Source organism: Paenibacillus sp. YAF4_2 (assembly GCF_052113225.1).
In the GTDB taxonomy this organism is placed as follows: Bacteria; Bacillota; Bacilli; order Paenibacillales; family Paenibacillaceae; genus Pristimantibacillus.
This window is the reverse complement of the sequence record NZ_JBFRCT010000004.1, coordinates 271,203-296,831: the sequence shown is the minus strand read 5'-3', so window position 1 is coordinate 296,831 and position 25,629 is coordinate 271,203. Positions and strand designations below refer to the sequence as shown.

Sequence of the window (25,629 nt, the reverse complement as noted above, 5' to 3'; positions counted from 1 at the left end):
GTACAGTAGCTCGTGCTATGGCGTAAATATTGACTTCGGGCGCTATAAAGGGTATTATTACACAAGCTTGAATACGAACAGTAAGGGTGAAAATCTTGAATTCGAAACTTCAAATTAAGAGCGTAACCTTAGCGGACAAAGACATGAAATCCGGTTTATTCCAGTACATTATGACGCTTGCAGACGGCTCCAAAGCAAGACTTTTCTACAATTCCAAGCCTGAGTGGCATTTGACGGGCGTAACTCGTCTGCTCAACGTTCCATGCCCGCTGTGCATGAAAGACTACTACTGCAACTGCTTTGAGAAAAATGCAGCCTTTTTTGACCGTCAAGTGACTGAGAATGAATTGATTCCTGCATCCATGAGAGCTTAAGCTTTATAACATGATGAAACGGCTTCGTCTAAGCGCGAATCGATACTGTCTATTAAGACAGCATCGATTCATCGCTAAGACGAGGCCGTTTGTCGTTTTCGTACAGAGTAATGAAAAAGTTATTCCCGCGCTTTGTCCCCTTGTAGCATAGGCGAGATGTTATATAGAACAAATGGAAAGGGAAGGGGGAGACATAGACGGATAAGGAAATGATTGAGAAGTGGATTGTCTCGGTACAAGACGGACGCACAGAGGATTACGCGGCAATCGTCAAGTTATACCAACGCCGGATTTTTATATACTGCTGCAGGATGCTTGAGAATGAGCAGGAGGCAGAGGACGCGGCACAGGATGTTTTCGTAAAAGCGTATCAGTCGATTCAGAGCTATAGGCCAACGGCCGGGTTCTCAGCATGGTTATACAAGATTGCCTACCGGCACTGCTTAAATGCTCTTCGAAGGCGTCGTTTGCAACTACATAAGCACGCTTTGTTCCAGCCGAACAAATCCGTAGAGAGTCCTGAAGAGATCGTAGATCGACAGTTATTCAGCCCACCACTTGATTCCGTCTTAAAACGTCTTTCTATTGTGGAGCATAATCTGCTTGTTCTGAGTGTGTTCGAGGAAAGGACAAGTGTGGAGATCGCGGCCATTATCGGTAAAAGTCCAGAATCGGTTAAGAAACGAATCGCAAGGACCAAACAGAAAGTGCGGGACATGCTGGAGAAGGAGGGGGAGAAGGAATGGATCGTACAACGAACACTGTTGAAAACGAAGCTTTAATCCGTTACGCGAAAACGGAGGCTGATTATCCGGATATAGACATTACACAATCCGTTATGGAACGGATTAATCAATTGAGTAATAAGAGCCCTTACGGCAGGCGACGGAGGCCGATCCGTCGTTCATCGGCTATAGCTGCTATTAGTGGAGTCATGTTGATAGGATCGCTGACAGCTTATGCGGCTGCGGAGTATGCACAAATTCATGATTCTAATGGCCGGACTGTTATTGAAGCAGTCGCTGAAACTCCAATCTACCCTCTGCCAAAAGAAATAGCCGAACAGTTCGATGCATACCGCCAGCGGGTGTTAAAGCTGCTGAAGCCGGGGCAAATGCTCGCTTATTATATTAATGATGACAAGCTGAATTCGAATGGATATGACATGGCTAATCCGATTAAGTTCGAGTTTAATCTTCTCTACAGCTCTTACGAGGATTATGTACAGAAATTACGGCAAGTATCAGGGCCGCGGTTAGAGATGCCGGATTACCTGCCGGAAGGTTATGAGTTCAAGCATGGTCAGATTTCCCCGAGGCCGCCGATGCGCGGTGACAAGGATCATTCCGCCTATGATAAGGTGCAGAAGAAGTTGTTGGAACGAGCTGCCGCAATGAAGGGAACGGACAAGCTTGTTGTTGAACAGGTGGACTGGACGAATACACTTGGCGTGAATTTGGGCTTTACCAACGGATCCACTGTACTAAATCTAATGGCTCAAATTGGTCCTGACAATCCGGAGCATGGAGGGAAGGCAACCGTAGCTCAGTCAGCTTCAGCCACCTCGGAGACCGTCCGGATCGGAGAACAAGAGGCTCTCTATAGGAGTGACGACAGTCAGGGTGCTGATATCCCTCACTATTTGTTCTGGTACGATGAGCAGAAGAACGTCTATTATTCGATTATGGATAGTACGGGCAGCGAACTAACCCGGAAGGATTTCATATGGATTGCTCAGAGTATGATGAAGCAGGCTGGAGAATAAAGTAAGGGGCAAGTTCGCTATAGCGAACCGGCCCCTTTTGATTTACATCTCTTTTAAAGCTTTAAGTCCAAGCATCTTAAGCCCATCTTCAAGGCACTCTGCTGTCAGCTGGACAAGTGCGAGCTTCGCCACTTGTTCAGCTGTGTTACCGGTAATGATCTTCTCGTGATGATAGAACCGATTGAACGTCTGTGCCAATTCGATTAGATAGCGAGCGACGACTGAGGGCTCATACCGCTGAGCGGCTTGGGTGAGGGCATCGGGGTAGCGCATCAGAGCTTTGGCAAGCTGCCAGGAGTAATCGCTAGAAACGAAGCTGAAGTCGGATATTGCCGCGGTACCAGCTGCTTCGGATTGCAAGCTTGCTTTACGCAATAAGCTTTGCGTCCGGGCATAGGTGTATTGTACGTATGGCCCAGTCTCGCCCTCGAAGTTAACGATTTCCTCCAGTGAGAAGTTCACTTCATGCAGCCGTGAATGGAGTAAGTCGCCAAAAATAACGGCGCCTACCCCAACGGCTTCAGCTATTGCGGCTTTACTTGTGAGGGACGGGTTCTTCTCTTCGATAATGCGCAGTGCATGTGCTGTTGCTTCATCCAATACATCCTCGAGGAATACCACTTTTCCTCTGCGGGTAGACATTTTCTGCCCATCCATCAGCATTAGTCCAAACGGGATATGCTTGCATTGCTTCGCCCAATCGAAGCCCATCCGCTCCAGCACGAGGAATAACTGGCGGAAGTGCAGCGACTGCTCCGCACCTACAACATACAGCAACTCGTCTCCATCCATCTGTTCATGCCGGTAAATCGCCGTTGTAAGATCACGGGTCGCATAAATGGAAGAGCCATCCGATTTCTTGATGATGCATGGCGGCAGTCCCTCCTCATCAAGATGGACGACCAGAGCACCGTCACTTTCCTCAAGCAGCCCAAGCTGTGCCAACTGCTCAACGACGGCATCCATTTTATCGTTATAGAAGCTTTCCCCAAGATAATGATCGAAGGAAACCCCAAGACGGTCGTACAGCTGATTAAACGCTGCGAGGCTGTCCTCAATAAATACTTGCCAATAGCGGTGCGCCTCCGAATCACCGGCTTCCAGCTTCACGAACCATTCACGCGCCTCATCCTCCAGCTCGGGATGGAGCTTTGCTTCTTCATGGAAACGGACGTAAAGCTCGAGATAGGCTTTAATCGGCTCTTCGGATTTCTGAGAAGGATCTCCCCAATGAAGGTAAGCAGCTATCATTTTGCCAAATTGGGTTCCCCAGTCGCCTAGATGATTAACGTTTACCGGTTCATAGCCCACCTTGCCTAGCAGATGATAAAGGGCGTTGCCGATCATCGTCGACCGCAGATGCCCGATGCCAAATGGCTTTGCGATATTGGGAGAAGACATGTCGATAATGACACGTTTGCCAGACCCGAGTTTGGGGAAACGCAGACCCTCCTCACGGTGTTCATTTGCGAACTGCTTAATAACCTCAGCACGGTTAAACTTAAAATTCAAATAGGGACCGGCAGCCTCTGCAGTCCACAGCTCGCTTTGAACAGACTCACTTAACTGCTCAGCAATTAGAATGGGGCTTTGCTTCAACGTCTTGGAAAGTGCAAAGCAAGGGAAGGCAACGTCGCCAAGCTGTTCGTTAGGCGGAAACTCCAAGAGCTCAAAGATTTGCTGCTCGCTTAAAGAACAATGCTTTGCTAATGATGCGGCAATCATTTCTTTTAACATAAGAAGACCTCCAGCTTATTTGTGAAAACATAAAAACCCCGTCTCAGAAAGAGACGGGGTTGAATCCGTGGTACCACTCTTGTTGCTTATAGAGGGACTATGGAAGTCACGTCGTTATAAGCATCTCGCCGTTGTAACGGTACTGAACCGGGCGGGCCTACTGTAAGGTTCGGCCAGCCATCTCCCGGGTCCTCTTCACCTTAATTGTCATCACCGGCTTTCACCACCCCGGCTCGCTGCTCATGAACATCATAAGGATACTGTCCCGTTCCTCGATATTAGTTATAACGAGCATCATACTGGATATTATCTGAAAAATCAATCTATTACTTCGTTCGGCTGCTAAGAATGTTGATGAACGATTGGCAGGCCACAAAGGTACGCATAACGGTAATCGGCTGGCCATCTTTGTAGAGCGCAAGGGCAGGGACAGAACGAAGCTCCAGCGGAGCGGCAGTCTGCGGGAAAAGATCAATATTGACCGATGTAACGGTCATTTCCTCGCGAAGAGCAGGGGCGACGGCCTCTAGTTGTCCTGCAATAGTATGACAAGGAGTGCAGAAGGTACTGCGGTATAGAACAAGCACGGAGCCTCCACGCTGAATCTCTTCTTGGAGCTGTAGATCGGTATATTGATTTAAGGACATATTATGACTCTCCCAGACTTGGAATGATGCCTACCATTGTATCATCCAAGTGCCAACTGCTCAATTGCACTTCTAATCGTACTGCATGAGAACGTCATCTGCTGCTCTTCCTCCGGTGATAAATTCAGCTCGATGATCTCTTTGACACCGTTGTGGGTAATGATTGCGGGAACGCCAGCTGCAATGCCAGTCTGGTTATATTCCTGCTCCAGGACCGAGGAGACGGCGATGATGCGGTGCTCATCGTACAGTATGGAGCGAGTAATATAGGCAAGCGCGTTCCCGATACCATAGTGTGTCGAGCCTTTACGAGTATAAATCTCCCAGCCGGCGTTTTTGGTCTGTAGTGCAATCTCTTCGAGCTTAAGGTGACCGAACCTGACCGGATGCTGGGTCAAAATATCACGAATCGGCTTCCCGCCAATCGTCACATGTGACCAGGCCGGGAACTGTGATTCCCCATGCTCACCAAGCACATACCCATGTACGCTTCGCGGATCAACAGGGAAGTGCTCGCAGAGCAGTGTCTTGAGCCGGGCGGAATCAATGGAGGTGCCGGTACCCATGACAGAGCTGCGTGGAAGCCCAGACAGCTTCCATACAACATAAGTGACAACATCAACGGGATTAGCAGCGGCGAGAAAAATACCGCTAAATCCACTGTCCATAATCCGCGGAATAATATGTTTATAAATGTCCGCGACGGCATGCAGCATGCCCATCCGGTCGCCTCCATCTTTTGGATATCCGCCAGCGCAAAGGATGACCACATCCATATCCGAGCATTGTTCATATGTGCCTGTGTATATTTTGGTACGGCTGTGTACGAAGTCCATCCCGTGCGTCATATCGAGTGCCTGTGCGATCGCGCGGTCCGGCGTCCGGTCAATAAGCATGATTTCATCACATATCGACTGATTGATAAGGGAATACGCGCAGCTTGAACCTACATTGCCAACCCCAACGATCGCTACCTTGCGCGCTTTGCTCCTCATTGCCATCCAGCCCCTTAACAAATGTTGTTACTCTAATATATGGGCTTGCATACGAATCATGTGACAAAGATAGGTAGATGTGAAGAAGGGTGACACGGAAATCTGTAACATACTGGGATTCCTTGATATCCAAGGGAAGTAAGAGTGGTCGCGTCGGGAAGTTGATGAGAAGGTGGATGAACATCAGGTGTAAGATGCTAGGTTATAGTACTTTAGTCTGAGTTAAATAGGCGGATGTGAAAATTATTTTCTTCATTTTCTAACATAATACGACAAATATATTAAATATGTTTTATAGGTTTAGGTGAATAGAGCCTAGCACAAAAAGAGGGCGTATGTGAAAGGATATTAGAGAATTAAGCTCTTTTGCCCAAATAATCCCTAAAATTGTTCAAAAGGAGTATTGAAATAACATATTGAATATATTATATTTATATCAGAAGATGAAACCGCTTTCTTGGAATGGGGGAAAAGAAGCTAAAACCACATGAAGAGCAAGAGCTGCGTATGGGATGCACATTAGCTTTAAACCTATTAGGAGGTGGGAAGGAAAATGATTGTGAATGAAGCAAGGGTTGAGGCAAGAGTCGAGGCCGTAAAGGGAAAAAAGAACACGACTTGGTCGAGGGTTTGGAGTTTCAGGGCTGCCTATTTATTTATGCTGCCAGCTGTTATCTGGTATCTGGTGTTCAGCTATTATCCGATGTATGGCATTTTGATTGCATTTAAAGATTTTAAGTACAACCTCGGAATAATGGGAAGTCCATGGGAAGGACTGCGGTACTTCAAGCAGTTCTTGAATGATTCTAGTTTTTATACTGTCCTCAAAAATACGCTGTCCATCAGCGGACTTAAGCTGTTGTTCGGTTTTCCGGCGCCATTAGTCCTTGCCTTAATGCTTAATGCTGTGATGCGCAGCAAAATAAAGCGGATATTCCAAACGATTTCTTACCTGCCCCACTTTGTATCCTGGGTCGTTGTCGTAACTCTAATGCAAAAGATTCTTTCTCCCAACGTTGGTCTTGTTAATGACATCCGTGAAAAAATGGGTCTGGATTCGATCTTTTTTATGGGCATGCCGAAATTATTTTATCCTCTTGTCCTCACTTCTGATATCTGGAAGGGCATCGGCTGGGGATCGATCATTTATTTGGCCGCGTTAACTAATATAGATCCACACTTGTATGAAGCCGCAGAAATGGACGGGGCGGGCCGCTGGAGCAAGCTGTTCAAAATCACGCTGCCAACCTTGGTACCTACGATTGGCATTCTATTGATCTTCTCCTTAAGCGGCATTCTAAATGCTGGGTTTGACCAAATATGGCTAATGCAGACGCCTGCTACATTAAGCGTCTCTGAGATATTGGACACCTACGTGCTCAAAACAGGTATCCAGCAAGGACAGTTCGCTTATTCCACGGCGATCGGCTTGTTCAAATCGGCGATCTCGCTGGTCCTAATTATAACGGTCAACAAGGTAGCCAAGAAGGTAAGCGACGTGTCTTTATGGTGACAATGGCCTGAATGGCCATTGGGTGACAATTCATAAGACTATGCTTACGAAGTATGAATTTCTTCACAATTCATTTGAGGAGGTGCGGGAATGGGCATGAGAAGAATGTCGACAGCCGATAAAATTTATTCGAGCTTGAATTATACCGTGCTGCTCATATTTTGCTTGACGGCACTGTACCCCTTTATTTATTTTTTAGCGCTTTCGTTTAATGATGGCTATGACGCGATGAAAGGCGGCATTTACTTCTACCCTAGAGTTTTTACACTTGAGAACTACTCCAAGGCATTTAATAATCCGCAGATCTTAAATGCCTTTTCGATTTCTATTTCACGGACTTTAATCGTTACCCTATCTTCCGTCATACTGACTTCTTTACTCGCTTATGGTCTTTCACGGAAAGGTCTACCCGGAAGGAAATATATCGTCTTTTTCTTCTTCTTTACGACCTTGTTCAGCGGCGGATTGATTCCAACCTTCATTTTGTACCGTCAAATTCATATTATCGATACGTATTGGGTGCTAGTCTTGCCTGTACTGTATGACTTTTTTAACGCCATCGTGATGAAGACGTTCTTTGACGGGATCCCTCCCAGCTTGTCGGAGTCGGCCCGAATCGACGGGGCAAGCGAACTGCAGGTATTTGCACGAATCATTCTCCCGCTATCCATGCCTGTATTGGCTACCATAGCTTTGTTTGTAGGGGTTGGCGTGTGGAACGACTGGTTTACCGGGCAGTTCTTTATCTCGAAAGAAAACCTTCAGCCCGCAGCGACGTTCCTGAACAAAATGATAAGTGAAGCGTCCTTCCAGACCATGACAGGTTCAGGCAGCGGTTCATCTATTCAAAACATGAGTCAATCCCAAATGGAGCTGCGGGGTGTAACGCCGGAAGCGCTCCGAATGACTTTTGTCATTATTATTACAACTCCGATCCTCTGCGTGTATCCGTTCCTTCAAAGGTTCTTCGTAAAGGGTGTACTGGTAGGTTCGCTTAAGGAGTAGTCGCGAGGGTTATAAGAGGCATTGCCTTTTATATACAATTAAAAAATGAGAGGGGCTTGTCAAATGCGTAAAACCAGATTAAAAGGTTCTCTTAGCTTGGCAGCTGCGATCCCGCTGCTTGCATTGTCGATGACGGCATGCAGTGATAATGGGGGGAACAACGAACCAAATACGACGGCAGGGAACGCAACGAACACGGGGCAAAAAGAAGCAGATGCACCCAAACAGGTCACGTTAACCTTCCTGAGCGCCTGGAATGGTGGTGGAGCAGGCTTCCCGCAGGACCAGGTGAACAATCCAGTAGCCAAAGCGATTAGAGACAAGACTGGCGTCACGCTCAAGCTGGAATCCATCACGACAAGTGAAGTTGAGAAGCTGAATACGATGTTCGCTTCCGGAACGGTTCCGGATATCGTAAACGCTCCGTATTGGTCGACAACCGGCGGTGAAGGACAAGTTATCAAAAAAGCCGCGATGGAAGGTCAGCTTCTTGACTTAACGCCTTATCTCGATAAATATCCGAATATTAAGAGACTGATGACAACAGGTATAGCCAAGGACTTTGCTGAGTTTGACATGAACAGTCCTGAGCTGGAAGGCAAGCAATATATCATACCGACGGAAACGCCGGACGGTTCGATCGAAAGCATTCATAACTGGAATTATGGCCTTTTTGCCCGCGGCGATATTTTGAAGGCGCTGAATGTAAATGCAGCGGATATTGATACGCAAGAGAAGCTGTACGATTTGCTGGATAAGATCAAAAAAGGCAATTTCAAAGATATTAGCGGCAAGCCGGTTATCCCTGCCGGAACGCTGCATAACGGTTGGGATTCCAGCCAATTCACGAAGGGCTGGACGGGTTACAATATTTCGGACTTCCGTGAGGAAGACGGCAAGCTGACCTTCTGGGCTTTGTCCAAAGACGAAGAAGACAAAATGCTGTATCTGCGCAAGTTGATCAAGGATGGACTGTTCGATCCTGAAGCATTCAGCAACACCGACACGACAGCGATGGAGAAGCTGACTACCGGCAAGCTGGCCGTATTCGGAGCACAACCTATGCTTGGGGATTTGTCGAAAACGCTGTATAAGACTAATCCGGAAATGCAATACGAGCTGCTTGGTCCAATGAAGAATAAAAACGGCGAAATCGCAACGCAGGTTGAGAAGCCAGGACGTTCCGGATTCCCTGCCATCTTCTTGAGCGCGAAAATTAAAGACCCGGATGCAGCACTGCGTTATCTTGATTTCGTAAATAGTGACGAAGGCCGTCTGCTCGCGTACTGGGGTATTGAAGGCAAGGATTATACGATGGTGGACGGAAGACCGCAATGGATTCCGGACGTGAAGAAGCAGTTTGACGAGAATCCGGACTTGAAGCGCGACGAAGGACTTAGCTTCCTTCCGGGAAGATTCACTGGCGCATTCTCCGATACTGTGACATGGCCAAAAACGGATGATCAAAAAACGCAATGGGATAAGCTGGAGGAAAGCTTCTCGGTAAAAATGCCTATTAAAATCATTGATAAAGTAAGCGCCAGCTATCTTGAAAGAGAATGGCCGAAATATCAGCAATATCGTGACAAGGTAGGCAGCTTTGATTTTAACGCAGAATTGCAGAAAGCCTACTTCGCGAAATCGGATGAAGAAGCTTTGAAAATCCTTCAGAAAGCCCAAGACAAGTTCAAGGATGCCGGCGTTGAGGAAATGACCGAGTTTGTCGCTCAAAAAGCCGCAGAACGGGATGACATTGGTTACTAAAAGCAGGCTGGCATTATCGTAACTTACAATAAAGAAACCGCCCGATAGCTGTGAAGCTCGGGCGGTTTCTTTTTGTGTCATATAGCGTCATCGCCGTCGCGATATGCGGCCGGAGCCTTTGCGGATCTTCGGCGTCGACTTCTTCGGCTTGGTGAACACGGAGCCCGACTTCTTCGAAGAAGAAGAGCCTCCGGTAACGACCTTGCCGGTCGAGCCGCTGCTTGAACTGCTGCCTGAACCTACAGCAGAAGATTCCGCGTTCTTCGAACGCTTGAAGATCGTTCCGGTCCGATTGACGGTCATCGGCGGAGCTTTTTTCAAATCCTGATCGGTTGGCGTGTGATAGGTCGTTTTTGGTTTATAAGTGTCTTTCGACGAATAACCACGATAAGTGCCTTTTCCATAACGGCCATGATCAAACAGATCATTAAGTACGCTGGCGAGCAAATAACCTTCCAGGAAGCTGCTGCTGTAGTTATTACGTACATATTCCTTGGAGTCGATCTCAATCAGCGTATCAGCTGGATCATCCGGAGCCTGCTGAATCTGAATAACTTCGTCGTTGTAGACGAGGAACATCCGCTCGGTACTTTCCGCTGACTGCTGCTCCGGCTTTTTCTTATCAACAAGCTGCTTCGCAACCTCTGGAACGGTTTGATCCGCTGCACGGTAGACGTAAGACGTCTGATTGCCCGAGCCATTCACCGATTCAAGCGGATATTTCTCCTTCACGGTATCAGAGACGGCGCAGGCAGCAAGCATTGGAACGATGAAGCTGATTAATAATAGGATTTTGATGCTATGAAGCCACCATTTCTTGCTCATCATGCTTCCTCCTAAAAAGAATTGCGAAGCAATTCTTACTTCGTAAGCAAAGCCCTATGCTTCGTAAGCAAAGCCCTATGCTTCGTAAGCTAAGCACCCCGAATGACACGGACATCAGCGGGGAGTACCGATTCACCAATATAAAGCATGAAGCGTCCATCGAGCCATTCCACACGGAGCAGCTTCATATCGTCGGATTGATACTGCCACACATACTGCTCTCCGCCTTGCATAAACGGCGTTTTGCCGTTTGCTGCAATAACACCCGAGAAGTTCTCTTCCATGTGATAGGCCCGGTCGTCCAGTTCAAGAGTGGTTGGTACCTCATCAAAGGTATCAAGACGTCCGTCGATCTGCTCGTACAGGGCATATACTGTGCGTTCACGTTCTTCAATCGACAGGTAGCGAATGTCTGTCCCATCCTGCAGCGTAAGAACTACAGCGTTCCGGCTGCGGTTCCGGCTGCTGCCTGTCACCTGATAAGTCACTAGCGAGACTTCACAGACATCGCCTGGTGCGAGTGACAGAATGCTTTTTTCCACTTTGACTGGTTCGGGTTTGGCCATAATATTTTTAATCCGTTTGAAAATACTCATAAAGGTTTACTCCTTCGTACGTTCGTTCTGTTATACGGAACCAATGATCAGGGCGCCTGCAATATGAAGGGAACCCGCGATAAGCGCGTAGCCGATCTTGCCATCATGAATGCCTTTATCAAGCTGGATACCAGCCACTGCACCAAAAATAATACGGAAAATAGCTTCAACAATCAGCAGCGTAATGAACGATACAAGTGAAATCACAAGGGCTTCCCACATGTAAGTCGCCTGTCCGATCGATGAGGCTAAAATATACGCCTGCGCACCTAGCTTCATCACAAAACGAACCGTTACAGCAATATTACCATCTTTCATTTCCTTAAAATCATGGTATTTCGTGGACAGCGAGTCTAAATACATGAGGATAAACAGCAGAAGCGCCCCAGCGCCGGTCCATACCGGAATTTGCAGCAGATCCGTCCAAGTCATTACAATTTTTCCCCCAATAAAAAGTAGTAGAACTGCAAAATCCGCCGGCGCTGCCGGAAAAGCAATAGCGCCGGCGGACATGATACGTCAGTCCATTTTATTCAATACGGTTATGAGCTATTCCTTCTTCTCGTATTGCTTAAGCAGAGCAGCAAGCTCATCTTCAACTGCTTTGTCTTTGCCTAGAGCAGCGAACTCATCGTCCAGCGATTTGCCTTTGGATTGTGCCAGCTCGTTGCTTGCCTCCGCGCGTGCTTCCGCTTGAAGCATTTTTTCTTCCATACGTTTCAGTCCTGCACTAGCCGTATCAGAGCTGAAGCCTGCGAGCGATTTGTTGATATGCTCTTGTGCTTTCGCTGCCTGATAGCGGGCAACTAGCGTCTCACGTTTGTTCTTCATATCTGTCAGCTGCTTACGCATTTCGTCGAGCTTCCCACGAAGGTTGTCAGCCATTGCTTTGTTGTTATCAAAGCTTGTTTTGTACTCGGCAGCTTTTGCTTCTGCTGCTTTCTTTTCTTCAAGAGCACGGCGGGCAAGGTCGATATTTTGAGCTTGTGCTGCGATATGCGCTTGCTCACCGCGTTTTTCCACTAGCTGAGCTTGCTCTTCATACAATTGTTTAAATTTTTTCTCGAGGGCGATTTGAGCAGCTACCGCTTTCTCCGCATCTTCGAGGTCTTCTTGCATGTCACGGATATATTGGTCAGTCAGCTTGATCGGATCTTCCGCTTTCTCAATCAGAGCATACACATTCGATAAAGTAAGGTCACGCAGTCGTTTGAATACAGACATTTTAGACATCCTCCCGGATTTTCAATTTTCAATATTGGATCTTATAACACCTACATACGATTATACGCCTGAAATAGTTTCATTTCGATAGCTCGGGAAAAAGTGGTTTGAACAAAATTAACAATGTTTGGTAAAATAAAGAGAGTCCATCAATCATATTTAGGGAGATGAGCAGAATGAGTCATGAAATTATCAATCAGTACGAATATCATATTTGGGCAAACAATAAGTTGTTTGGGCACTTGAAGCAGCTGCCGCAGGAAGTATATCATGCGGAGGTTCAAAGTGTATTCACGTCCGTAGCGGCAGTGCTGGAGCATCTATATGTAAGAGAAGAGATGTGGCTTGGTGTTATTTCGGGAGAGAGTACAGATCAGGTCATGCAATTGGTTAACCGGCTTACGGAAGAGGTAAAAGGAATTGGGGCTTCTGCACTCGAAGAGCGTTACGCCAATTTGGCAGGCCGTTTCCGCGATTATATGACTGGTATCGACGATCTGGACAAGCTTACAACCATTACGCATCCACGTTATGGCTCCATGTCAGCGCCATTATCTGGCCTTATTCAACATGTTGTGAACCATGGGACGTATCACCGGGGTAATGTGACGGCAATACTAAGACAACAGGGTCATCCAGGCGTAGCAACGGATTATATATTTTTTCTACACGGACAATATAACTAGCATACACATCAAAGAAAAGATATCCACAGAGTTATCCACATTATCAACATAGCTGATTCCCCAATAAAAATAAGCTTTTGCAAAAATTGCTCACATATCCACAACAAAGGATGTCCACATAAAGTCCTAGGCCGTAAGTCAGGTTGATATATGCAAAAAAAGGTAGAGAATTGTCGGAGGTTCATTTGAAATCATGGATTCGGTTGGAATGGCTGATCGTGATCGCCGCAGTTGTTGTCTTAATGCCACTTTTATTCCTAAGCCCAATTGGCATTGCGAATAACGGCGACTTTTACCGTATCATGCTTGCTGGTGGAATAGACTTCGCAGATTCTGGTGAGTCTTATCAGGATAAGTACTTTGGGTATTTTCATGCGCTCTATCATTATGGGCCATTCTCGGCGGGCAGTTATATCTCCTCACAGATTATCATCGTGTTTATAGCGGGGATGATCGGAAGGCTGCTAAATGCGGAGCAGTTCGACATTCGGATTCTGTCGTTCCTTTATTCTATCCTCTATCTCACGGCTTTATATGTGCTGGTCAAATACAACAAAGAGCGTTCAATCCTCTTTAATACAGCACTTATTGCCGGTTTATCACTGGTGTTTCTGGATATCGGCTATGTCGCTTATTTCAACTCGTTCTTTGGCGAGTCAATCACTCTGATCTTTATGCTGCTTACCTTTGGGCTTGCGCTTGCCTTAACACGTGTGGACAAGCCATCGATTTGGCTGCTAACGGCTTTCTTCCTTTCGGCTGTCTGCCTTATTGGTACCAAGCTGCAAAATGCACCGATTGGTATTCTGCTTCTATTGCTTGGTCTGCGTTTCTGGAAGCTTCGGGCCGATCAAGTATGGCGAAAAGCAATAATGGTCTGGTCTACGATTTTGCTGCTGACCACGGTGACGATGTATGCCGCCGCGCCAAGCGAGCTCAAGCATATTAACCTGTATCAGACCGTGTTCTTTGGCATATTGAAGGATTCTCCTGATCCTGCAGCAGATTTGAAGGAGCTTGGTTTGCCGGAGGAATTTAAGGTGAACGCAGGGACCAACTTTTTCCAGACCGATACTGTCATTAAGCAAAATGATCCCCGTATCCTGGAGGCGCTTAGCAGCATTAGTCACAAAGATGTTCTCTTGTATTATGCGAAGCATCCTTCAAGATTCGTGCAGAAGCTGAAGCGTGCCGCGAAGAACGGAATGAGTATCCGGCCGCTTTATTTGGGCAACTACGAGAAGTCGGAAGGCAAGCCCTACGGTGAGGTGAGCTATACTTATAGTACTTGGAGTACCTTCAAGCTTAAGCATATGCCGAATAATCTTGGTTTTGTTGCGGCATTTGCTGCTATTTATCTAGTGATCCTGGGATCGGAATATGTGAGGCAGAGGCGCTCGGTACGGCAGAGGTTGTTTTTAGAAACCTTGCTTGTATTGGCTCTGGTTGGGATGTTTGGTTTTGCGGTCCCGCTGCTTGGCGACGGAGAGGCGGATATAGGGAAGCATTTGTTCCTGTTTAACCTCAGCTTCGATATGATGGTGGTGACTGGCTTGTTGTACGTGGTGTGGAGAATGTCGAAGCTATTATCTCGGAAAAGCTGAGACAAACAGCAGGGCTGTTCGCACGGAGGGGACTCCATTCGAACAGCCCTGTTGTTGTTACAGATGATTAGCGTTGCGCACCTGGACGAATACGGACAACACCAATCTCGGAAGCATTGATGGCAAACGCATTGCCGCCTTGGTTGATTATTGCTTTAGCGGATTGACCAACGTGCACGTTAGTCGTGCCTTTGCTCCATTTGACAATATTCTTGTCTGTGGATTTTGTTTTACGACCCATTTGAAATCACCTCCTCGCCTAAATTGGATTAACGGCGGCGTTTCTTTTGTTTGGCCAACTGTTTCATAATTTGTACGTTAACGGCGTTGCTAGCGAGTACATTTCCAGCCTCTGCAGATGCAGAAGCACTTTGATAGATATTAATAACGATATAGTTGTTAGGGCCGACACGGTATCGATACGTTTTCACATTTTGATGATTCAAGGACGTTCCTCCTCTGACAGCAGTATCCTCTATAATCTATGTTTCATTGAGAGATTCCGTCTCGGCGTATTGTTAATGGGTTATGAAGATGGGTATTGATGATGGGTTATGAAGAAAAGTATCTCCTTCCGGTTGCTGTTGTTATCTTGATATTTTGAATGATATCTCTAGCGGTAATATCAAGATAACAAAGGCAAGCGCTGCGCTCCTCCACGAGATACTATTTCTTCAATACCATATCAATTGGTAGGGAAACAAAAAGAGTGGAACAGGAATAATTAACCTGTTCCACTCTTATTTTTTTATTAATTAATCGATGGGATTCAAAGAGAAAATATCTCCTGGAAGAGTGTAACGCTTGCCTTTGAAATCGTGATAAACCCTTAAATATTCCAATCAGATTATCACGATTTCAACAGCAACTGGAAGGAGATATTTTTTCTAAGGGATCATGATCGGTTAGAACACTTCTGCAGGATACTGGTCGATTATACCGCCCAGTTGCCGTTTATAAGGATTGGTTCGCGTGTGCCATCGTCTGTGACGCCGTAGAGGTTGAGCTCGGCGGAGCCGACCATGAAGTCGGTATGAGCCATACTTTGATTGAGACCTCTTTCGAGCAGCTCTTCGCGCGACAAGCCGGCGCCGCCTTTGATGCAGGAGGCATAAGCGCTGCCTACAGCCAGATGGCAGGAAGCATTCTCGTCGAAGATTGTTTTATAGAACAAAATGTTCGAGTCCGAGATTGGAGATTGGTGCGGCACGAGTGCGACTTCACCGAGGAACTTCGCGCCTTCATCGGTTTCGATCAGGCCTTTGAGTGCTTCCTCGCCTTGCTCTGCGGTTACATTTACTACACGACCATTCTCGAAGGTAAACGAGAAGTTATCGATGATGTTGCCGTTGTAGCTGAGCGGCTTCGTGCTGGAGATCGTCCCGTTAACGCCCGTACGGAGCGGAGCAGAGTAGACTTCTTCTGTAGGCAGGTTAGGGACGAACCAAGTGCCTTGTTCATTTTGCTTGCTGCCGCCAAGCCATACTTGATCCTTCGGCATCTCAAGGGTGAGATCAGTGCCAGGTGCTTCATAGTGAAGATATTTATAAGCTTTATCGTTTAAGTATTTGGCTTTGATTTTGAGCTGCTTAATATGGGCTTCCCAAGCTGCGATTGGATCAGGCTGATCGGCACGTACCATTTGGAAGATCGTATCCCACAGCTTTGCAACTTGCTCTTCCTGCGGCAGATCCGGGAATACTTTAGCTGCCCAAGCAGCAGATGGTGCAGTAGCCAGAGACCAAGTGAATTTGAAGGCTTGTGCCATTTGGCGGTATTTCTCGTTTGCCGTACGTGAAGTGCGGTCAGCTGTACGAATACGTTCCTGCGGCACGCCGCGGAGTAAATCGGGATCGGCCGATCCGATTGTAATGGAGGCTGCTCCTTTTTCTGCCATCTCGGTTTTTTCTCCAGCAGACCATTTAGGCTCTTCGAGGAAGGATTCGAGTGGGGCAAGATCATAATGAAGTCGGGATACCGCGTCGTCATGCCAGAACACCTTAACTTGATAAGCGCCAGCTTCGTACGCTTTCTTGACAACGAGTCGAACGAGCTCAGGCGCGTCAATTGTCGCATTAACCATAACCGATTGCCCTTGTTGTATGTTCGCTCCGATTTTTACGATGATGTCCGCATAGTTGTTTAATTTTTGCTCAAAAGTCAGCATGGGCTTCATTCCTCTCTCGTTATAAATAGGTATAGTTTCCTGTGGACCCTATAGCTATAGTATGAACTTATTTTTGAGTAATTTCAAAAATGAGAGAGCGGAAGAGGGAGTTAGAATCGTGCCGGAGCTGAGCGGTCGAGTTAGGTTGATGGGACAGAAGGAAGTGAACGGAGGGATGTTGGCGGGTTAACCGTTTGGTTACTTGCATGGAACGGCGTTATAATAGCTAGGTAGCAAGTTGGCTTTAAGTTAAGAAACGGAGTGATCACTTATGGAATCCATTTGGCAACAGAGAAAAGGGCATCTGGCTGCCTATTTGAGAGAGAACGGCATAGATATCGCCTTTATTACGTCTTCGACGAATGTATACTATTTTACGGGCTTTTATTGCAATCCGCATGAGCGTTTCCTAGCGCTGGCTTTGGATGCGCGTACTGGTGAAGAAACGCTGTATATGCCGCTGCTTGATCTTTCCGCAGCGGAGCCATTTGGCGGCGATGCGAAGTTAGTACCGATCTCCGATACGGAGAATGCTTATGAGGTGCTGAAGCAGCATACCGGAGCAGGCGCATCTGTAGTTGGAATTGAAAAAGAAGCTGTTTCAATCGCGAAAGCCGAACGGCTTGGGGAAGCTTTGGGCGGGGCACGCTTTGCGGATTTGGAAAGCTTTATTCTGTCGCTGCGTATGAACAAAAGCGAAGAAGAGATCAGCAAAGTTTTGGACGCAGTCGTCATGGTAGAAAAAGTGGTAGCTCATGCTGCTTCCCATGTAAAACTCGGTATGACCGAGCTGGAGCTGACGGCGGAGATTGAATATCAAATGCGTAAGCTTGGTGCGGATCGTCCAGCGTTCGAATCAATCGTACTGACTGGTGCGAGATCTGCGCTGCCGCATGGTACACCGGGTTATGAAACGATTAAACATGGCGACTTCGTGCTGATCGATATCGGCGTGCAGACAGGCGGCTATTGCTCGGACATTACAAGAACGTTTGTGATGGGCGAAGCTGCAAAAGAACAGCGTGCGATCTATGATACGGTACTGGAAGCTAATATGGCAGGGATTTCAGCGGCAAAAGCCGGCGTAACCTTGGCTTCTGTTGATAAAGCTGCTCGTGATGTTATTGAACAAAAGGGCTTTGGACCACTCTTCACACATCGCCTTGGCCACGGCTTTGGTATGGATGTACATGAGCAGCCATCTGTATCCGGGCTTAATCAGTCTTTGATTGAACCAGGACTCCTGTTTACGGTTGAGCCAGGCATCTATGATCCGGTCATCGGCGGCGTTCGAATTGAGGATGACGTGTACATTCAAGCAAATGGTTCCGTGCGAGTGCTGACCAGCTATCCAAAAGAGCTTATTTTGCTCGGTAACTAATAGCTGTCTGGAATTCTAATTCTAACGAATCCTAATCACCTTATTTGGGAGTAATCCGGCATGCTCGAATGGTAACGAATCCTAGTCAGGCTATTTGAAGAAAACTCGCAGCAAAATGGAGTGAAATCGGCCAATAGCGTTACTAGGATTCGTTAGGTTTTAAAAAAGGCTGATTTGTCACAAATAAGCATATGAGGATTCGTTAGCGGGAAAGTGCCGGGAAGCTACCGACTCCGCACCGGCCGACCCCGCACCTACCGGCCCCGCACCGACCGACCCCGCACCGACCGACAAAGGGCAAAGTCTACACGATACCGTGTAGACTTTGCCCTTTGCAGTTATCAAAACATATTCTTCAAAACCATCATCAAATTCGCCGGTTTCTCCGCCAGGCGGCGGGTGTAATACGGGTACCACATGGTACCGTATGGGACGTAGCAGCGGACGCGGTAGCCTTCCTGTGCAAGCTCGGCTTGCTTGCCCATTCGAAGACCGTACAGCATTTGGAATTCGAAGGCGTCTTTTTGAATATTGTTTTTCGCGGCGTAATCCTTAGTCCAGTTGATGATCTTGTCGTCGTGAGAAGCGACTGCTGTATAGACGCCGTTCTTCAGCCTTAGTTCAATGAGTTTTTTGAAGTTATCGAGCACCTGACCCGCATTCTGATAAGCTACTTCAGCGGGCTCTTTATATGCCCCTTTTACCAGTCTCAGATTCACCTTCTCCTTGCTAAGTTCCTTGACGTCCTCTTCTGATCGGTACAAATACGCTTGAATGACCGTCCCCGCATTCATCAGCCAGCCTTCATGGAGCTTCCGGATGATGTCTATGGTGGCTTGTGTATAAGGAGTATCCTCCATATCGAGACGGACAAAAATCCGGCTGTACTTGGCTTCCGATACTACCGCACGAATGTTGGCGAAGCACTGCTCTGGGTCCAGCGCCAGACCGAATTGAGTTGGCTTCAGTGACACGTTCGCATTCACTTTCCGCTTGGCAATCTCACGAATGATCCTCAGATACTCTTCCCGATAGCCCGCAGCCTCGCTGAGATCCTTAATTCCTTCACCAAGATGGTCCAGTGTAACCATTATGCCCTGCCCGTTCAGCTCTTCCGTTCGATCCATCGCTTCCTCCAACGTGTCACCGGCAATGAATTTGGAAGCAAGCTTACGTCCGTAGCGGATGGACAAATGCTCCACAAGCTTATTGTTTGAAATCGTCAGCAATGTTCGGCGATAAAGGCCAGCACCCATTGTCTATCTCTCCTTTCCGTTGCTGTCCGGAAGTCCTTCATTTCTTCATGTATGCAGGATTCCAGATTTCCGTAAGCCTTTTATTGCACCATGAATGCAAGGCTTCCAGATAAGACATATCGTCCTGCCGAATGAACTATAAATGAATTAGTGAGCATGTATCGAAAGGGGATGCGGGTATGAGGGCAACATTTAAGAACGAGCCTTTCACAAACTTTCAGCTTGAATCGAATAATAAGGCGTACGATGCGGCGTTGGCACTGGTGGGGACGAAGCTGGGCAGGGATTATCCGCTGATTATCGGCGGTGACCGGGTAACAACAACGCGTATCGCTGCATCAACGAATCCGGCATCAAAAAATCAGATCATCGGCAACGTATCGCAAGCAAACGCAAGTCTTGCGGAGGAAGCCATTCAGACGGCGGCACGTACTTTCGACAGCTGGAAGCATACGGCTCCAGATGAGCGCGCTCGTTATTTATATAGAGCAGCGGCGCTGCTGCGGCGGAGGAAGCATGAATTTTCCGCGTGGATGACGGTTGAAGCGGGCAAAACACGCGCAGAGGCCGATGCTGATACGGCGGAAGCGATTGATTTTATGGAATTTTATGCACGGGAAATGCAGCGTATTAGTAAGCCGCAGCCGCTAACCCCTCTTGACGAAGAGGAGAATCAACTCTATTATATTCCGCTTGGCGTCGGTATTGTCATTCCGCCGTGGAATTTCCCGTTAGCCATTATGGCGGGCATGACTACTGCTGCTCTCGTATGTGGCAACACGGTTGTCTTGAAGCCAGCCAGCCCAACTATGGTGATTGCAGCGCAGTTCGTCGAACTTCTTGAGGAAGCTGGTGTCCCCGCAGGTGTTGTTAATTATTTACCGGGACCGGGCAGCGAGGTAGGTGATTATCTCGTTGACCATCCGCTCACGCGATTCATCAGTTTTACCGGCTCTCGTGAGGTTGGTTTACGGATTAATGAGCGGGCAGCGAAAACACAGCCGGGGCAAAAATGGATCAAGCGTGTAATTGCCGAGATGGGCGGGAAAGATGCCATTATCGTAGATAATGATGCGAATCTTGATCTGGCAGCTGAATCGATCGTAGCATCGGCTTTTGGCTTTTCCGGGCAAAAATGTTCGGCCTGCTCAAGGGCAATCATCCATGAAGCAGTGTACGATGAGGTGCTTGCCAAGGTGATTGATCGGACACAGCAGCTTACAGTCGGGGATCCTGCAGTGGTTTCAACAAATGTAGGAGCGGTTATTGATGACAAAGCCTTCCGTAAAATCCAGGAATATATCGAGATAGGCAAAGGGGAAGGACAGCTTGTAGTTGGCGGAGCCTCCGATGATTCAGTAGGCTATTTCATCGAACCAACGATCTTTGCGGATGTGGCGGCGGATGCTCGAATCTCGCAGGAGGAGATTTTTGGACCGGTGCTGGCCTTTACAAAAGCAGAGTCGTTCGAGGATGCCCTCCAGATCGCCAATAATACCGAGTTTGGCTTAACCGGCGCGGTTATCTCGAATAACCGGGAGCATTTGGAGCTGGCGCGGCGGGATTTTATGGCAGGGAATTTATATTTGAACCGTAAATGTACTGGGGCGCTTGTGGGCGCTCATCCGTTTGGAGGGTTTAATATGTCCGGTACAGATTCCAAGGCGGGTGGACGGGATTATCTGCTTCTTTTCACTCAGATAAAAATTGTATCGGAGCGATTTTAACGAATTGTGAACGCTCTCGAAGGGAGTTTGGCTCAGCGCCTCGAATAGAATACAATAGTTTGTAATACTTGGGACTGCAGGATAGGAAAAAGGGGATCGATGACAATGACGCAGCAGGAAACGTATATTATCGCGCTTGACCAAGGAACGACAAGCACACGTGCGATTTTGTTCGATAAAGAGGGGGTTCCGCGTGCTGTTGCTCAAACGGCCGTAGATTGTACCTTCCCTCATCCGGGCTGGGTCGAACAGGATGCCGAGCAGCTGTGGGAAACGTCGCTTCAGGTCATCCGCGAGCTGCTTGCGACGGAGGGGCTGACAGCGGATCGGATCGCCGCGATTGGTATATCGAATCAACGGGAGACGTCCATCATATGGGAGAAAGCAACGGGCAAACCGATTTATAACGCAGTGGTTTGGCAGTCACGCCAGACGTCGGGTATTTGTGAAGCGCTGAAGGAATCCGGTCATGAATTAGCGATACGGTCGAAAACAGGACTGCTAATTGATCCGTATTTCTCCGGTACAAAAGTGAAATGGATGCTCGATGAGGTAGAGGGAGCACGCGGAAAAGCTGTGGCTGGCGAGCTGTTATTTGGTACCGTGGACAGCTGGCTGATCTGGAAGCTGACAGGCGGAGCCGTCCATGTGACGGATTATTCGAATGCTTCGCGAACGCTGCTTTATAATATTCATGAGCTCAAATGGGATGAGGAGCTGTTGGAATGGCTCGACATACCGGCTGCGATGCTGCCGGAGGTTCGCTCATCATCCGAGGTCTATGGGATAACGGATGCAGCTTTGTTCGGCGGCTCGATCGCTCTTGCAGGCGCTGCGGGTGATCAGCAGGCGGCTTTGTTCGGACATGGTTGTTTTGAGAAAGGTGAAGCAAAAAACACGTACGGTACTGGCTGTTTCATGCTGATGAACACAGGTGCTGAGCCGATCCGCTCGGAGCATGGACTGCTGACGACAATTGCCTGGGGCATTGATGGGCAGGTTGAATATGCGCTTGAAGGCAGTGTCTTTGTGGCGGGTTCGGCTGTGCAGTGGCTTCGCGACGGAATGGAAATGATCGAAACGTCGGAAGAAAGCGAAAGGCTAGCCGCGTCGGTCGAGTCGACCGAAGGAGTCTATGTCGTCCCCGCCTTTGTAGGTCTCGGCACGCCTTATTGGGACAGCGAAGTACGAGGCGCAGCGTTTGGTATGACGCGCGGGACGCGGCGTGAGCATTTTGTACGGGCGACGCTGGAATCCATTGCTTACCAGACAAAGGATGTGCTGGATGCAATGGAACAGTCGGCGGGAATTCCGCTGCAAGCACTTTGTGTGGACGGCGGTGCCATTCGTAACAATCTGCTTATGCAGTTCCAAAGTGATCTGCTTGAGGTGCCAGTCGAAAGACCGGTAGTCAGCGAGACAACGGCGCTTGGGGCCGCTTATTTGGCGGGGCTGGCGGTAGGCTACTGGCAAGGCCGTGAGGAAATACTGGAGCAGAGGCGGCTTGAAAGCGTATTTGAGCCGGTAATGCCGCCAGAGCGAGTAACCGAGTTATATGCCGGCTGGCAGAAAGCCGTGCAGGCGGCATTAGCTTTTCGATAAGAAGATAGAAGGGGAACCGTGGCAGTTCTTCATGATGCGTAATAGCATAATGAAGAATGTTCGCGGTTTTCTTTTTGGTTAGTATAAGCGATAGGGGCGGTTGGCGGATGGCAAGCGGGAAAGGGCAACAGGGCAGCACAGACAGTTTTAACGCATTGAAAAGAGATGAGCAGTTTAATAAGCTACTTGGTCAGGAGTATGACCTGCTTATTATCGGCGGTGGAATTACAGGAGCGGGAATTGCGCTTGATGCAGCGACGCGTGGGCTGAAGGCTGCGCTTGTGGAGATGCAGGATTTTGCCGCGGGTACGTCAAGCCGTTCCACGAAGCTGGTGCATGGCGGACTAAGATACTTGAAGCAGAAGGAGTTTGGCGTTGTAGCTGAGGTTGGCAAGGAGCGTGCCATTGTGTACGAGAACGGGCCACATGTGACAACACCGGAATGGATGCTGCTCCCGATCTACAAGGGCGGAACATTTGGGACATTCAGCACTTCAATAGGGTTACGTCTCTATGATTTCCTTGCTGGCGTCAAACGCGGCGAGAGACGGAAGATGCTTGGTGTGAGCGAGACCACTCGGCGTGAGCCGCTTCTGAAGCAGCAGGGGCTGAAGGGCAGCGGCTATTATGTCGAGTATCGGACGGATGATGCACGGCTGACGATCGAAGTGTTGAAAAAAGCGGTTGAGCTTGGAGTACATGCTATCTCTTATGTAAAAGCTGATTCGCTTCTTTATGAGAATGGGCGGGTTGCAGGTGCAGAGCTTCGAGATCAGTTAACGGGCAAGATCGGCCAGGTGAAGGCTCTTGTCACTATTAATGCTGCGGGGCCTTGGGTAGATACCATTCGGGAGAAGGACGACTCCAAGAAAGGGAAAACCCTTCATCATACAAAAGGCGTTCATCTGGTGTTCGATCAGCAGCGTTTCCCGCTGGAGCAAGCGGTCTATTTCGACTCCGACGACGGTCGGATGCTGTTTGCGATCCCTCGAGATGGGAAGACCTATATTGGCACGACCGATACCGATTACCGGCTCGACCTTGCCCATCCACGTATGACAACCAAGGACCGGCAGTACATCCTGAATGCGGCTAATGACATGTTTCCGTCACTGAGGCTGAGGGCGGAAGATGTTGAATCAAGCTGGGCAGGTGTGCGTCCTCTTATTCATCAGGAGGGGAAGAATCCTTCCGAGATTTCGCGGCGGGATGAGGTGTTAGTGTCACCGTCGGGCTTGCTGTCTATGGCAGGCGGCAAGCTGACCGGCTACCGGAAAATGGCTGAAACAGTCATGAATCAGGCCGCAGAGCAGTTCGCTAAGGCAGGGCGGGAAGGCATTGGCGAGAGCAAAACGATGACGCTGCCGATCTCGGGCGGCGATGTTGGCGGGTCAGCTGGTTATGAGGCGTATGTGACGGACAAAACAGCCGCCGCCGTCGCAGCGGGGCTGGCTAAGCCGGATGCGGAGCGGCTTGTGCGGCGTTTTGGCTCGAATATGGATACCGTTCTTCGTCTTATGCCGGAAGCGCAGGAAGAAGCGATCCGCAGGAGACTGCCGGTGACGCTTCTGCTGGAGCTTCTTTATGCGATTCGTTATGAGATGACTTGCAGGCCGGTTGATTTCTGGATCCGCCGAAGCGGCAGTCTCCTGTTCGACCGCAGCCGTGTGCAGCGCTGCAAAGACAGCGTTCACCGCTATATGGCGGAGCTGTTCGGCTGGTCAGATGGAGTAAGCGTCGCTTATGCGGATGAGCTGGAACGGGAGCTGCGAATGGCGGTTACTCCGGAAGAGTAAAGTGGTGCAGCTCTTATCCTATATTGGGAAAAGAGTCCCCGACAGCTGAATAATGATCGTTAGTGTTACACTGCTGAGCAGGGTGGAGAACAGCACCGCTTGAGCGGCAAAACCCGGCTCGCAATTGTACTCCAGCGCAAGTGCGGCGCTGTTCCGTGAGGTTGGTATCGCACTTGCGATAAAGAGTGCTTGTGCAGTTATACCATGGACTTGCATGAGTTCCAGCAGCAGCCATGCGATGGCTGGGGCTGCTATCAGACGAAGGAGGCTGCTCCATATGACGGTAATCGTGTGGAGCGACAGCATCGTGGAAGCCATTTGTGCGCCGATTGTGAGTAAAGCGAAGCTGAGCATTCCGTCGGCAATGGTCGTTAAAGGTGTCAGAAGTGGTTCTGGCATCTCTATATGGGCAAGGCGAAGGAGAGAGCCGGCTATAATGGCATAGAGCACAGGCGTTTTGACAAACTGCAGCAGGGATTTCTTCAGGCCGCTTGCTGCTCTGCTGGCATTTACTAAACCGAAGGTAAAGGTTGCGAACAGTTCAAAGGTAACGACCATCATCTGGATCGACATCGCGAATGGATCATGCTTGAACGCCATTGCATTGACGGGAATCCCAATGTTCCCGTTATTCGTTAAGGCTATGCTGTTAGAGAAGCTGGCGGCAAGCGGCCTCGGATGGCGAAGGATCCGGCTGACGCCTTGGCCGATCAGCACGATAACTACAAATTGTGCGGCGAGGAATACGAATATGGTAGCAATCAGAGATGCGGTAAGCTCGGCTTCATACACTTTTACAAAGGCAAGTGCAGGGATGTAGTAATACATAAGCATTTTGGAAAAGCCGCCAAGCTCGAACTTGAACTTACGGTGAAGCAGAACGCCGATCGCGAGCGGGATAAGAATGGGAACGATAATGTACAGGAATGTATGCAGTATACTCATGAGTTCATCTCCTTTGACGT

The 25,629-nt window shown here is 48.4% G+C and carries 24 protein-coding genes and 1 other annotated feature; of the genes, 12 read left to right on the top strand and 12 right to left on the bottom strand.

Annotated elements, in window-relative coordinates; translation table 11 throughout:
- Positions 1–95: 95 nt before the first annotated feature.
- The 3 genes from AB4Y93_RS11760 to AB4Y93_RS11750 all read left to right on the top strand — a co-directional run bounded on the left by AB4Y93_RS11760 (position 96) and on the right by AB4Y93_RS11750 (position 2,139).
- Positions 96–374: a hypothetical protein gene (locus AB4Y93_RS11760; protein WP_167279166.1), complete on the top strand. Its 279-nt coding sequence runs from the start codon at positions 96–98 to the stop codon at positions 372–374.
- A 209-nt stretch (positions 375–583) separates the two neighbouring features.
- The gene (locus AB4Y93_RS11755; RefSeq protein WP_441892074.1) at positions 584–1,156 is read left to right on the top strand and encodes an RNA polymerase sigma factor; all 573 of its coding nucleotides are present in this window, start codon (positions 584–586) and stop codon (positions 1,154–1,156) included.
- Positions 1,117–2,139, top strand: a complete 1,023-nt coding sequence (locus AB4Y93_RS11750) for a hypothetical protein (RefSeq protein ID WP_441892072.1) — start codon at positions 1,117–1,119, stop codon at positions 2,137–2,139. The genes AB4Y93_RS11755 and AB4Y93_RS11750 overlap by 40 nt, the downstream gene beginning before the upstream one ends.
- 42 nt (positions 2,140–2,181) lie before the next feature.
- On the opposite strand, the gene argS is transcribed toward AB4Y93_RS11750, so the two are convergent.
- The 3 genes from argS to AB4Y93_RS11735 form a co-directional block, all read right to left on the bottom strand.
- Positions 2,182–3,876 carry an arginine--tRNA ligase gene (argS, locus tag AB4Y93_RS11745; RefSeq protein WP_441892070.1) on the bottom strand — a complete coding sequence of 565 codons (1,695 nt, stop codon included), beginning with the start codon at positions 3,874–3,876 and terminating at the stop codon, positions 2,182–2,184.
- A 46-nt stretch (positions 3,877–3,922) separates the two neighbouring features.
- Positions 3,923–4,158: a binding site (T-box leader), on the bottom strand.
- Positions 4,159–4,202: 44 nt separating this feature from the next.
- Positions 4,203–4,523, bottom strand: coding sequence for a thioredoxin family protein (locus AB4Y93_RS11740; protein ID WP_441892068.1), 321 nt, complete (start codon positions 4,521–4,523; stop codon positions 4,203–4,205).
- A gap of 41 nt (positions 4,524–4,564) precedes the next feature.
- On the bottom strand, positions 4,565–5,518 hold the full coding sequence (locus AB4Y93_RS11735) for an L-lactate dehydrogenase (RefSeq protein WP_441892066.1): 954 nt from the start codon (positions 5,516–5,518) through the stop codon (positions 4,565–4,567).
- 553 nt (positions 5,519–6,071) lie between these two features.
- On the opposite strand from AB4Y93_RS11735, the gene AB4Y93_RS11730 reads away from it, so the two are divergent.
- From AB4Y93_RS11730 to AB4Y93_RS11720, 3 genes are all read left to right on the top strand, one after another.
- The gene (locus tag AB4Y93_RS11730) at positions 6,072–7,031 is read left to right on the top strand and encodes an ABC transporter permease (RefSeq protein ID WP_441892064.1); all 960 of its coding nucleotides are present in this window, start codon (positions 6,072–6,074) and stop codon (positions 7,029–7,031) included.
- Positions 7,032–7,121: 90 nt separating this feature from the next.
- Positions 7,122–8,036 (top strand): carbohydrate ABC transporter permease, encoded by a 915-nt coding sequence (locus AB4Y93_RS11725; protein ID WP_441892062.1) that lies wholly within the window; start codon positions 7,122–7,124, stop codon positions 8,034–8,036.
- 63 nt (positions 8,037–8,099) lie between these two features.
- Entirely contained in the window at positions 8,100–9,800 is a 1,701-nt protein-coding gene (locus AB4Y93_RS11720; protein ID WP_441892060.1) for an extracellular solute-binding protein, read from the top strand.
- Positions 9,801–9,887: 87 nt separating this feature from the next.
- Here AB4Y93_RS11720 and AB4Y93_RS11715 read toward each other — a convergent pair whose 3' ends face one another.
- The 4 genes from AB4Y93_RS11715 to AB4Y93_RS11700 form a co-directional block, all read right to left on the bottom strand.
- Positions 9,888–10,625 (bottom strand): DUF4247 domain-containing protein, encoded by a 738-nt coding sequence (locus tag AB4Y93_RS11715; RefSeq protein ID WP_441892541.1) that lies wholly within the window; start codon positions 10,623–10,625, stop codon positions 9,888–9,890.
- An 89-nt stretch (positions 10,626–10,714) separates the two neighbouring features.
- Positions 10,715–11,221: a DUF4178 domain-containing protein gene (locus tag AB4Y93_RS11710; protein WP_441892058.1), complete on the bottom strand. Its 507-nt coding sequence runs from the start codon at positions 11,219–11,221 to the stop codon at positions 10,715–10,717.
- A 30-nt stretch (positions 11,222–11,251) separates the two neighbouring features.
- Positions 11,252–11,653 (bottom strand): DUF350 domain-containing protein, encoded by a 402-nt coding sequence (locus AB4Y93_RS11705; RefSeq protein WP_441892056.1) that lies wholly within the window; start codon positions 11,651–11,653, stop codon positions 11,252–11,254.
- Between the two features lie 117 nt (positions 11,654–11,770).
- Positions 11,771–12,445 carry a PspA/IM30 family protein gene (locus AB4Y93_RS11700; RefSeq protein ID WP_441892054.1) on the bottom strand — a complete coding sequence of 225 codons (675 nt, stop codon included), beginning with the start codon at positions 12,443–12,445 and terminating at the stop codon, positions 11,771–11,773.
- A 176-nt stretch (positions 12,446–12,621) separates the two neighbouring features.
- Between AB4Y93_RS11700 and AB4Y93_RS11695 the strand changes: the two genes are divergently transcribed.
- Positions 12,622–13,131: a DinB family protein gene (locus AB4Y93_RS11695; protein WP_441892053.1), complete on the top strand. Its 510-nt coding sequence runs from the start codon at positions 12,622–12,624 to the stop codon at positions 13,129–13,131.
- Positions 13,132–13,316: 185 nt separating this feature from the next.
- Positions 13,317–14,735: a glycan biosynthesis hexose transferase WsfD gene (gene wsfD, locus AB4Y93_RS11690; RefSeq protein WP_441892051.1), complete on the top strand. Its 1,419-nt coding sequence runs from the start codon at positions 13,317–13,319 to the stop codon at positions 14,733–14,735.
- Between the two features lie 67 nt (positions 14,736–14,802).
- On the opposite strand, the gene AB4Y93_RS11685 is transcribed toward wsfD, so the two are convergent.
- From AB4Y93_RS11685 to AB4Y93_RS11675, 3 genes are all read right to left on the bottom strand, one after another.
- Entirely contained in the window at positions 14,803–14,976 is a 174-nt protein-coding gene (locus AB4Y93_RS11685) for a hypothetical protein (RefSeq protein WP_441892049.1), read from the bottom strand.
- Between the two features lie 28 nt (positions 14,977–15,004).
- Positions 15,005–15,181, bottom strand: a complete 177-nt coding sequence (locus AB4Y93_RS11680) for a hypothetical protein (protein WP_441892047.1) — start codon at positions 15,179–15,181, stop codon at positions 15,005–15,007.
- A gap of 488 nt (positions 15,182–15,669) precedes the next feature.
- Positions 15,670–16,902, bottom strand: coding sequence for an aminopeptidase (locus AB4Y93_RS11675; protein WP_441892045.1), 1,233 nt, complete (start codon positions 16,900–16,902; stop codon positions 15,670–15,672).
- Positions 16,903–17,173: 271 nt separating this feature from the next.
- On the opposite strand from AB4Y93_RS11675, the gene AB4Y93_RS11670 reads away from it, so the two are divergent.
- The gene (locus AB4Y93_RS11670; RefSeq protein WP_441892043.1) at positions 17,174–18,283 is read left to right on the top strand and encodes a M24 family metallopeptidase; all 1,110 of its coding nucleotides are present in this window, start codon (positions 17,174–17,176) and stop codon (positions 18,281–18,283) included.
- 341 nt (positions 18,284–18,624) lie between these two features.
- On the opposite strand, the gene AB4Y93_RS11665 is transcribed toward AB4Y93_RS11670, so the two are convergent.
- Positions 18,625–19,539 carry a proline dehydrogenase family protein gene (locus AB4Y93_RS11665; protein WP_441892041.1) on the bottom strand — a complete coding sequence of 305 codons (915 nt, stop codon included), beginning with the start codon at positions 19,537–19,539 and terminating at the stop codon, positions 18,625–18,627.
- Positions 19,540–19,718: 179 nt separating this feature from the next.
- Between AB4Y93_RS11665 and pruA the strand changes: the two genes are divergently transcribed.
- From pruA to AB4Y93_RS11650, 3 genes are all read left to right on the top strand, one after another.
- The gene (pruA, locus tag AB4Y93_RS11660) at positions 19,719–21,266 is read left to right on the top strand and encodes an L-glutamate gamma-semialdehyde dehydrogenase (RefSeq protein ID WP_441892039.1); all 1,548 of its coding nucleotides are present in this window, start codon (positions 19,719–19,721) and stop codon (positions 21,264–21,266) included.
- Positions 21,267–21,371: 105 nt separating this feature from the next.
- Entirely contained in the window at positions 21,372–22,868 is a 1,497-nt protein-coding gene (glpK, locus tag AB4Y93_RS11655; protein WP_441892037.1) for a glycerol kinase GlpK, read from the top strand.
- A gap of 107 nt (positions 22,869–22,975) precedes the next feature.
- Positions 22,976–24,664, top strand: coding sequence for a glycerol-3-phosphate dehydrogenase/oxidase (locus AB4Y93_RS11650; RefSeq protein WP_441892035.1), 1,689 nt, complete (start codon positions 22,976–22,978; stop codon positions 24,662–24,664).
- Positions 24,665–24,682: 18 nt separating this feature from the next.
- Here the strand turns inward: AB4Y93_RS11650 and AB4Y93_RS11645 are convergent, their stop codons facing one another.
- A complete protein-coding gene (locus AB4Y93_RS11645) occupies positions 24,683–25,609 on the bottom strand; it encodes an AEC family transporter (protein WP_441892033.1) in 927 nt (308 codons plus the stop codon).
- Positions 25,610–25,629: the final 20 nt, after the last annotated feature.

What these genes read in the sequence shown, in the direction of transcription:
- AB4Y93_RS11755 (WP_441892074.1), top strand. Translation starts at nt 584, where the DNA reads ATGATTGAGAAGTGGATTGTCTCGGTACAAGACGGACGCACAGAGGAT.
- AB4Y93_RS11750 (WP_441892072.1), top strand. Translation starts at nt 1,117, where the DNA reads ATGGATCGTACAACGAACACTGTTGAAAACGAAGCTTTAATCCGTTAC.
- argS (WP_441892070.1), bottom strand. Translation starts at nt 3,876, where the DNA reads ATGTTAAAAGAAATGATTGCCGCATCATTAGCAAAGCATTGTTCTTTA.
- AB4Y93_RS11740 (WP_441892068.1), bottom strand. Translation starts at nt 4,523, where the DNA reads ATGTCCTTAAATCAATATACCGATCTACAGCTCCAAGAAGAGATTCAG.
- AB4Y93_RS11735 (WP_441892066.1), bottom strand. Translation starts at nt 5,518, where the DNA reads ATGAGGAGCAAAGCGCGCAAGGTAGCGATCGTTGGGGTTGGCAATGTA.
- AB4Y93_RS11730 (WP_441892064.1), top strand. Translation starts at nt 6,072, where the DNA reads ATGATTGTGAATGAAGCAAGGGTTGAGGCAAGAGTCGAGGCCGTAAAG.
- AB4Y93_RS11725 (WP_441892062.1), top strand. Translation starts at nt 7,122, where the DNA reads ATGGGCATGAGAAGAATGTCGACAGCCGATAAAATTTATTCGAGCTTG.
- AB4Y93_RS11720 (WP_441892060.1), top strand. Translation starts at nt 8,100, where the DNA reads ATGCGTAAAACCAGATTAAAAGGTTCTCTTAGCTTGGCAGCTGCGATC.
- AB4Y93_RS11715 (WP_441892541.1), bottom strand. Translation starts at nt 10,625, where the DNA reads ATGAGCAAGAAATGGTGGCTTCATAGCATCAAAATCCTATTATTAATC.
- AB4Y93_RS11710 (WP_441892058.1), bottom strand. Translation starts at nt 11,221, where the DNA reads ATGAGTATTTTCAAACGGATTAAAAATATTATGGCCAAACCCGAACCA.
- AB4Y93_RS11705 (WP_441892056.1), bottom strand. Translation starts at nt 11,653, where the DNA reads ATGACTTGGACGGATCTGCTGCAAATTCCGGTATGGACCGGCGCTGGG.
- AB4Y93_RS11700 (WP_441892054.1), bottom strand. Translation starts at nt 12,445, where the DNA reads ATGTCTGTATTCAAACGACTGCGTGACCTTACTTTATCGAATGTGTAT.
- AB4Y93_RS11695 (WP_441892053.1), top strand. Translation starts at nt 12,622, where the DNA reads ATGAGTCATGAAATTATCAATCAGTACGAATATCATATTTGGGCAAAC.
- AB4Y93_RS11685 (WP_441892049.1), bottom strand. Translation starts at nt 14,976, where the DNA reads ATGGGTCGTAAAACAAAATCCACAGACAAGAATATTGTCAAATGGAGC.
- AB4Y93_RS11675 (WP_441892045.1), bottom strand. Translation starts at nt 16,902, where the DNA reads ATGCTGACTTTTGAGCAAAAATTAAACAACTATGCGGACATCATCGTA.
- AB4Y93_RS11670 (WP_441892043.1), top strand. Translation starts at nt 17,174, where the DNA reads ATGGAATCCATTTGGCAACAGAGAAAAGGGCATCTGGCTGCCTATTTG.
- AB4Y93_RS11665 (WP_441892041.1), bottom strand. Translation starts at nt 19,539, where the DNA reads ATGGGTGCTGGCCTTTATCGCCGAACATTGCTGACGATTTCAAACAAT.
- pruA (WP_441892039.1), top strand. Translation starts at nt 19,719, where the DNA reads ATGAGGGCAACATTTAAGAACGAGCCTTTCACAAACTTTCAGCTTGAA.
- glpK (WP_441892037.1), top strand. Translation starts at nt 21,372, where the DNA reads ATGACGCAGCAGGAAACGTATATTATCGCGCTTGACCAAGGAACGACA.
- AB4Y93_RS11650 (WP_441892035.1), top strand. Translation starts at nt 22,976, where the DNA reads ATGGCAAGCGGGAAAGGGCAACAGGGCAGCACAGACAGTTTTAACGCA.
- AB4Y93_RS11645 (WP_441892033.1), bottom strand. Translation starts at nt 25,609, where the DNA reads ATGAGTATACTGCATACATTCCTGTACATTATCGTTCCCATTCTTATC.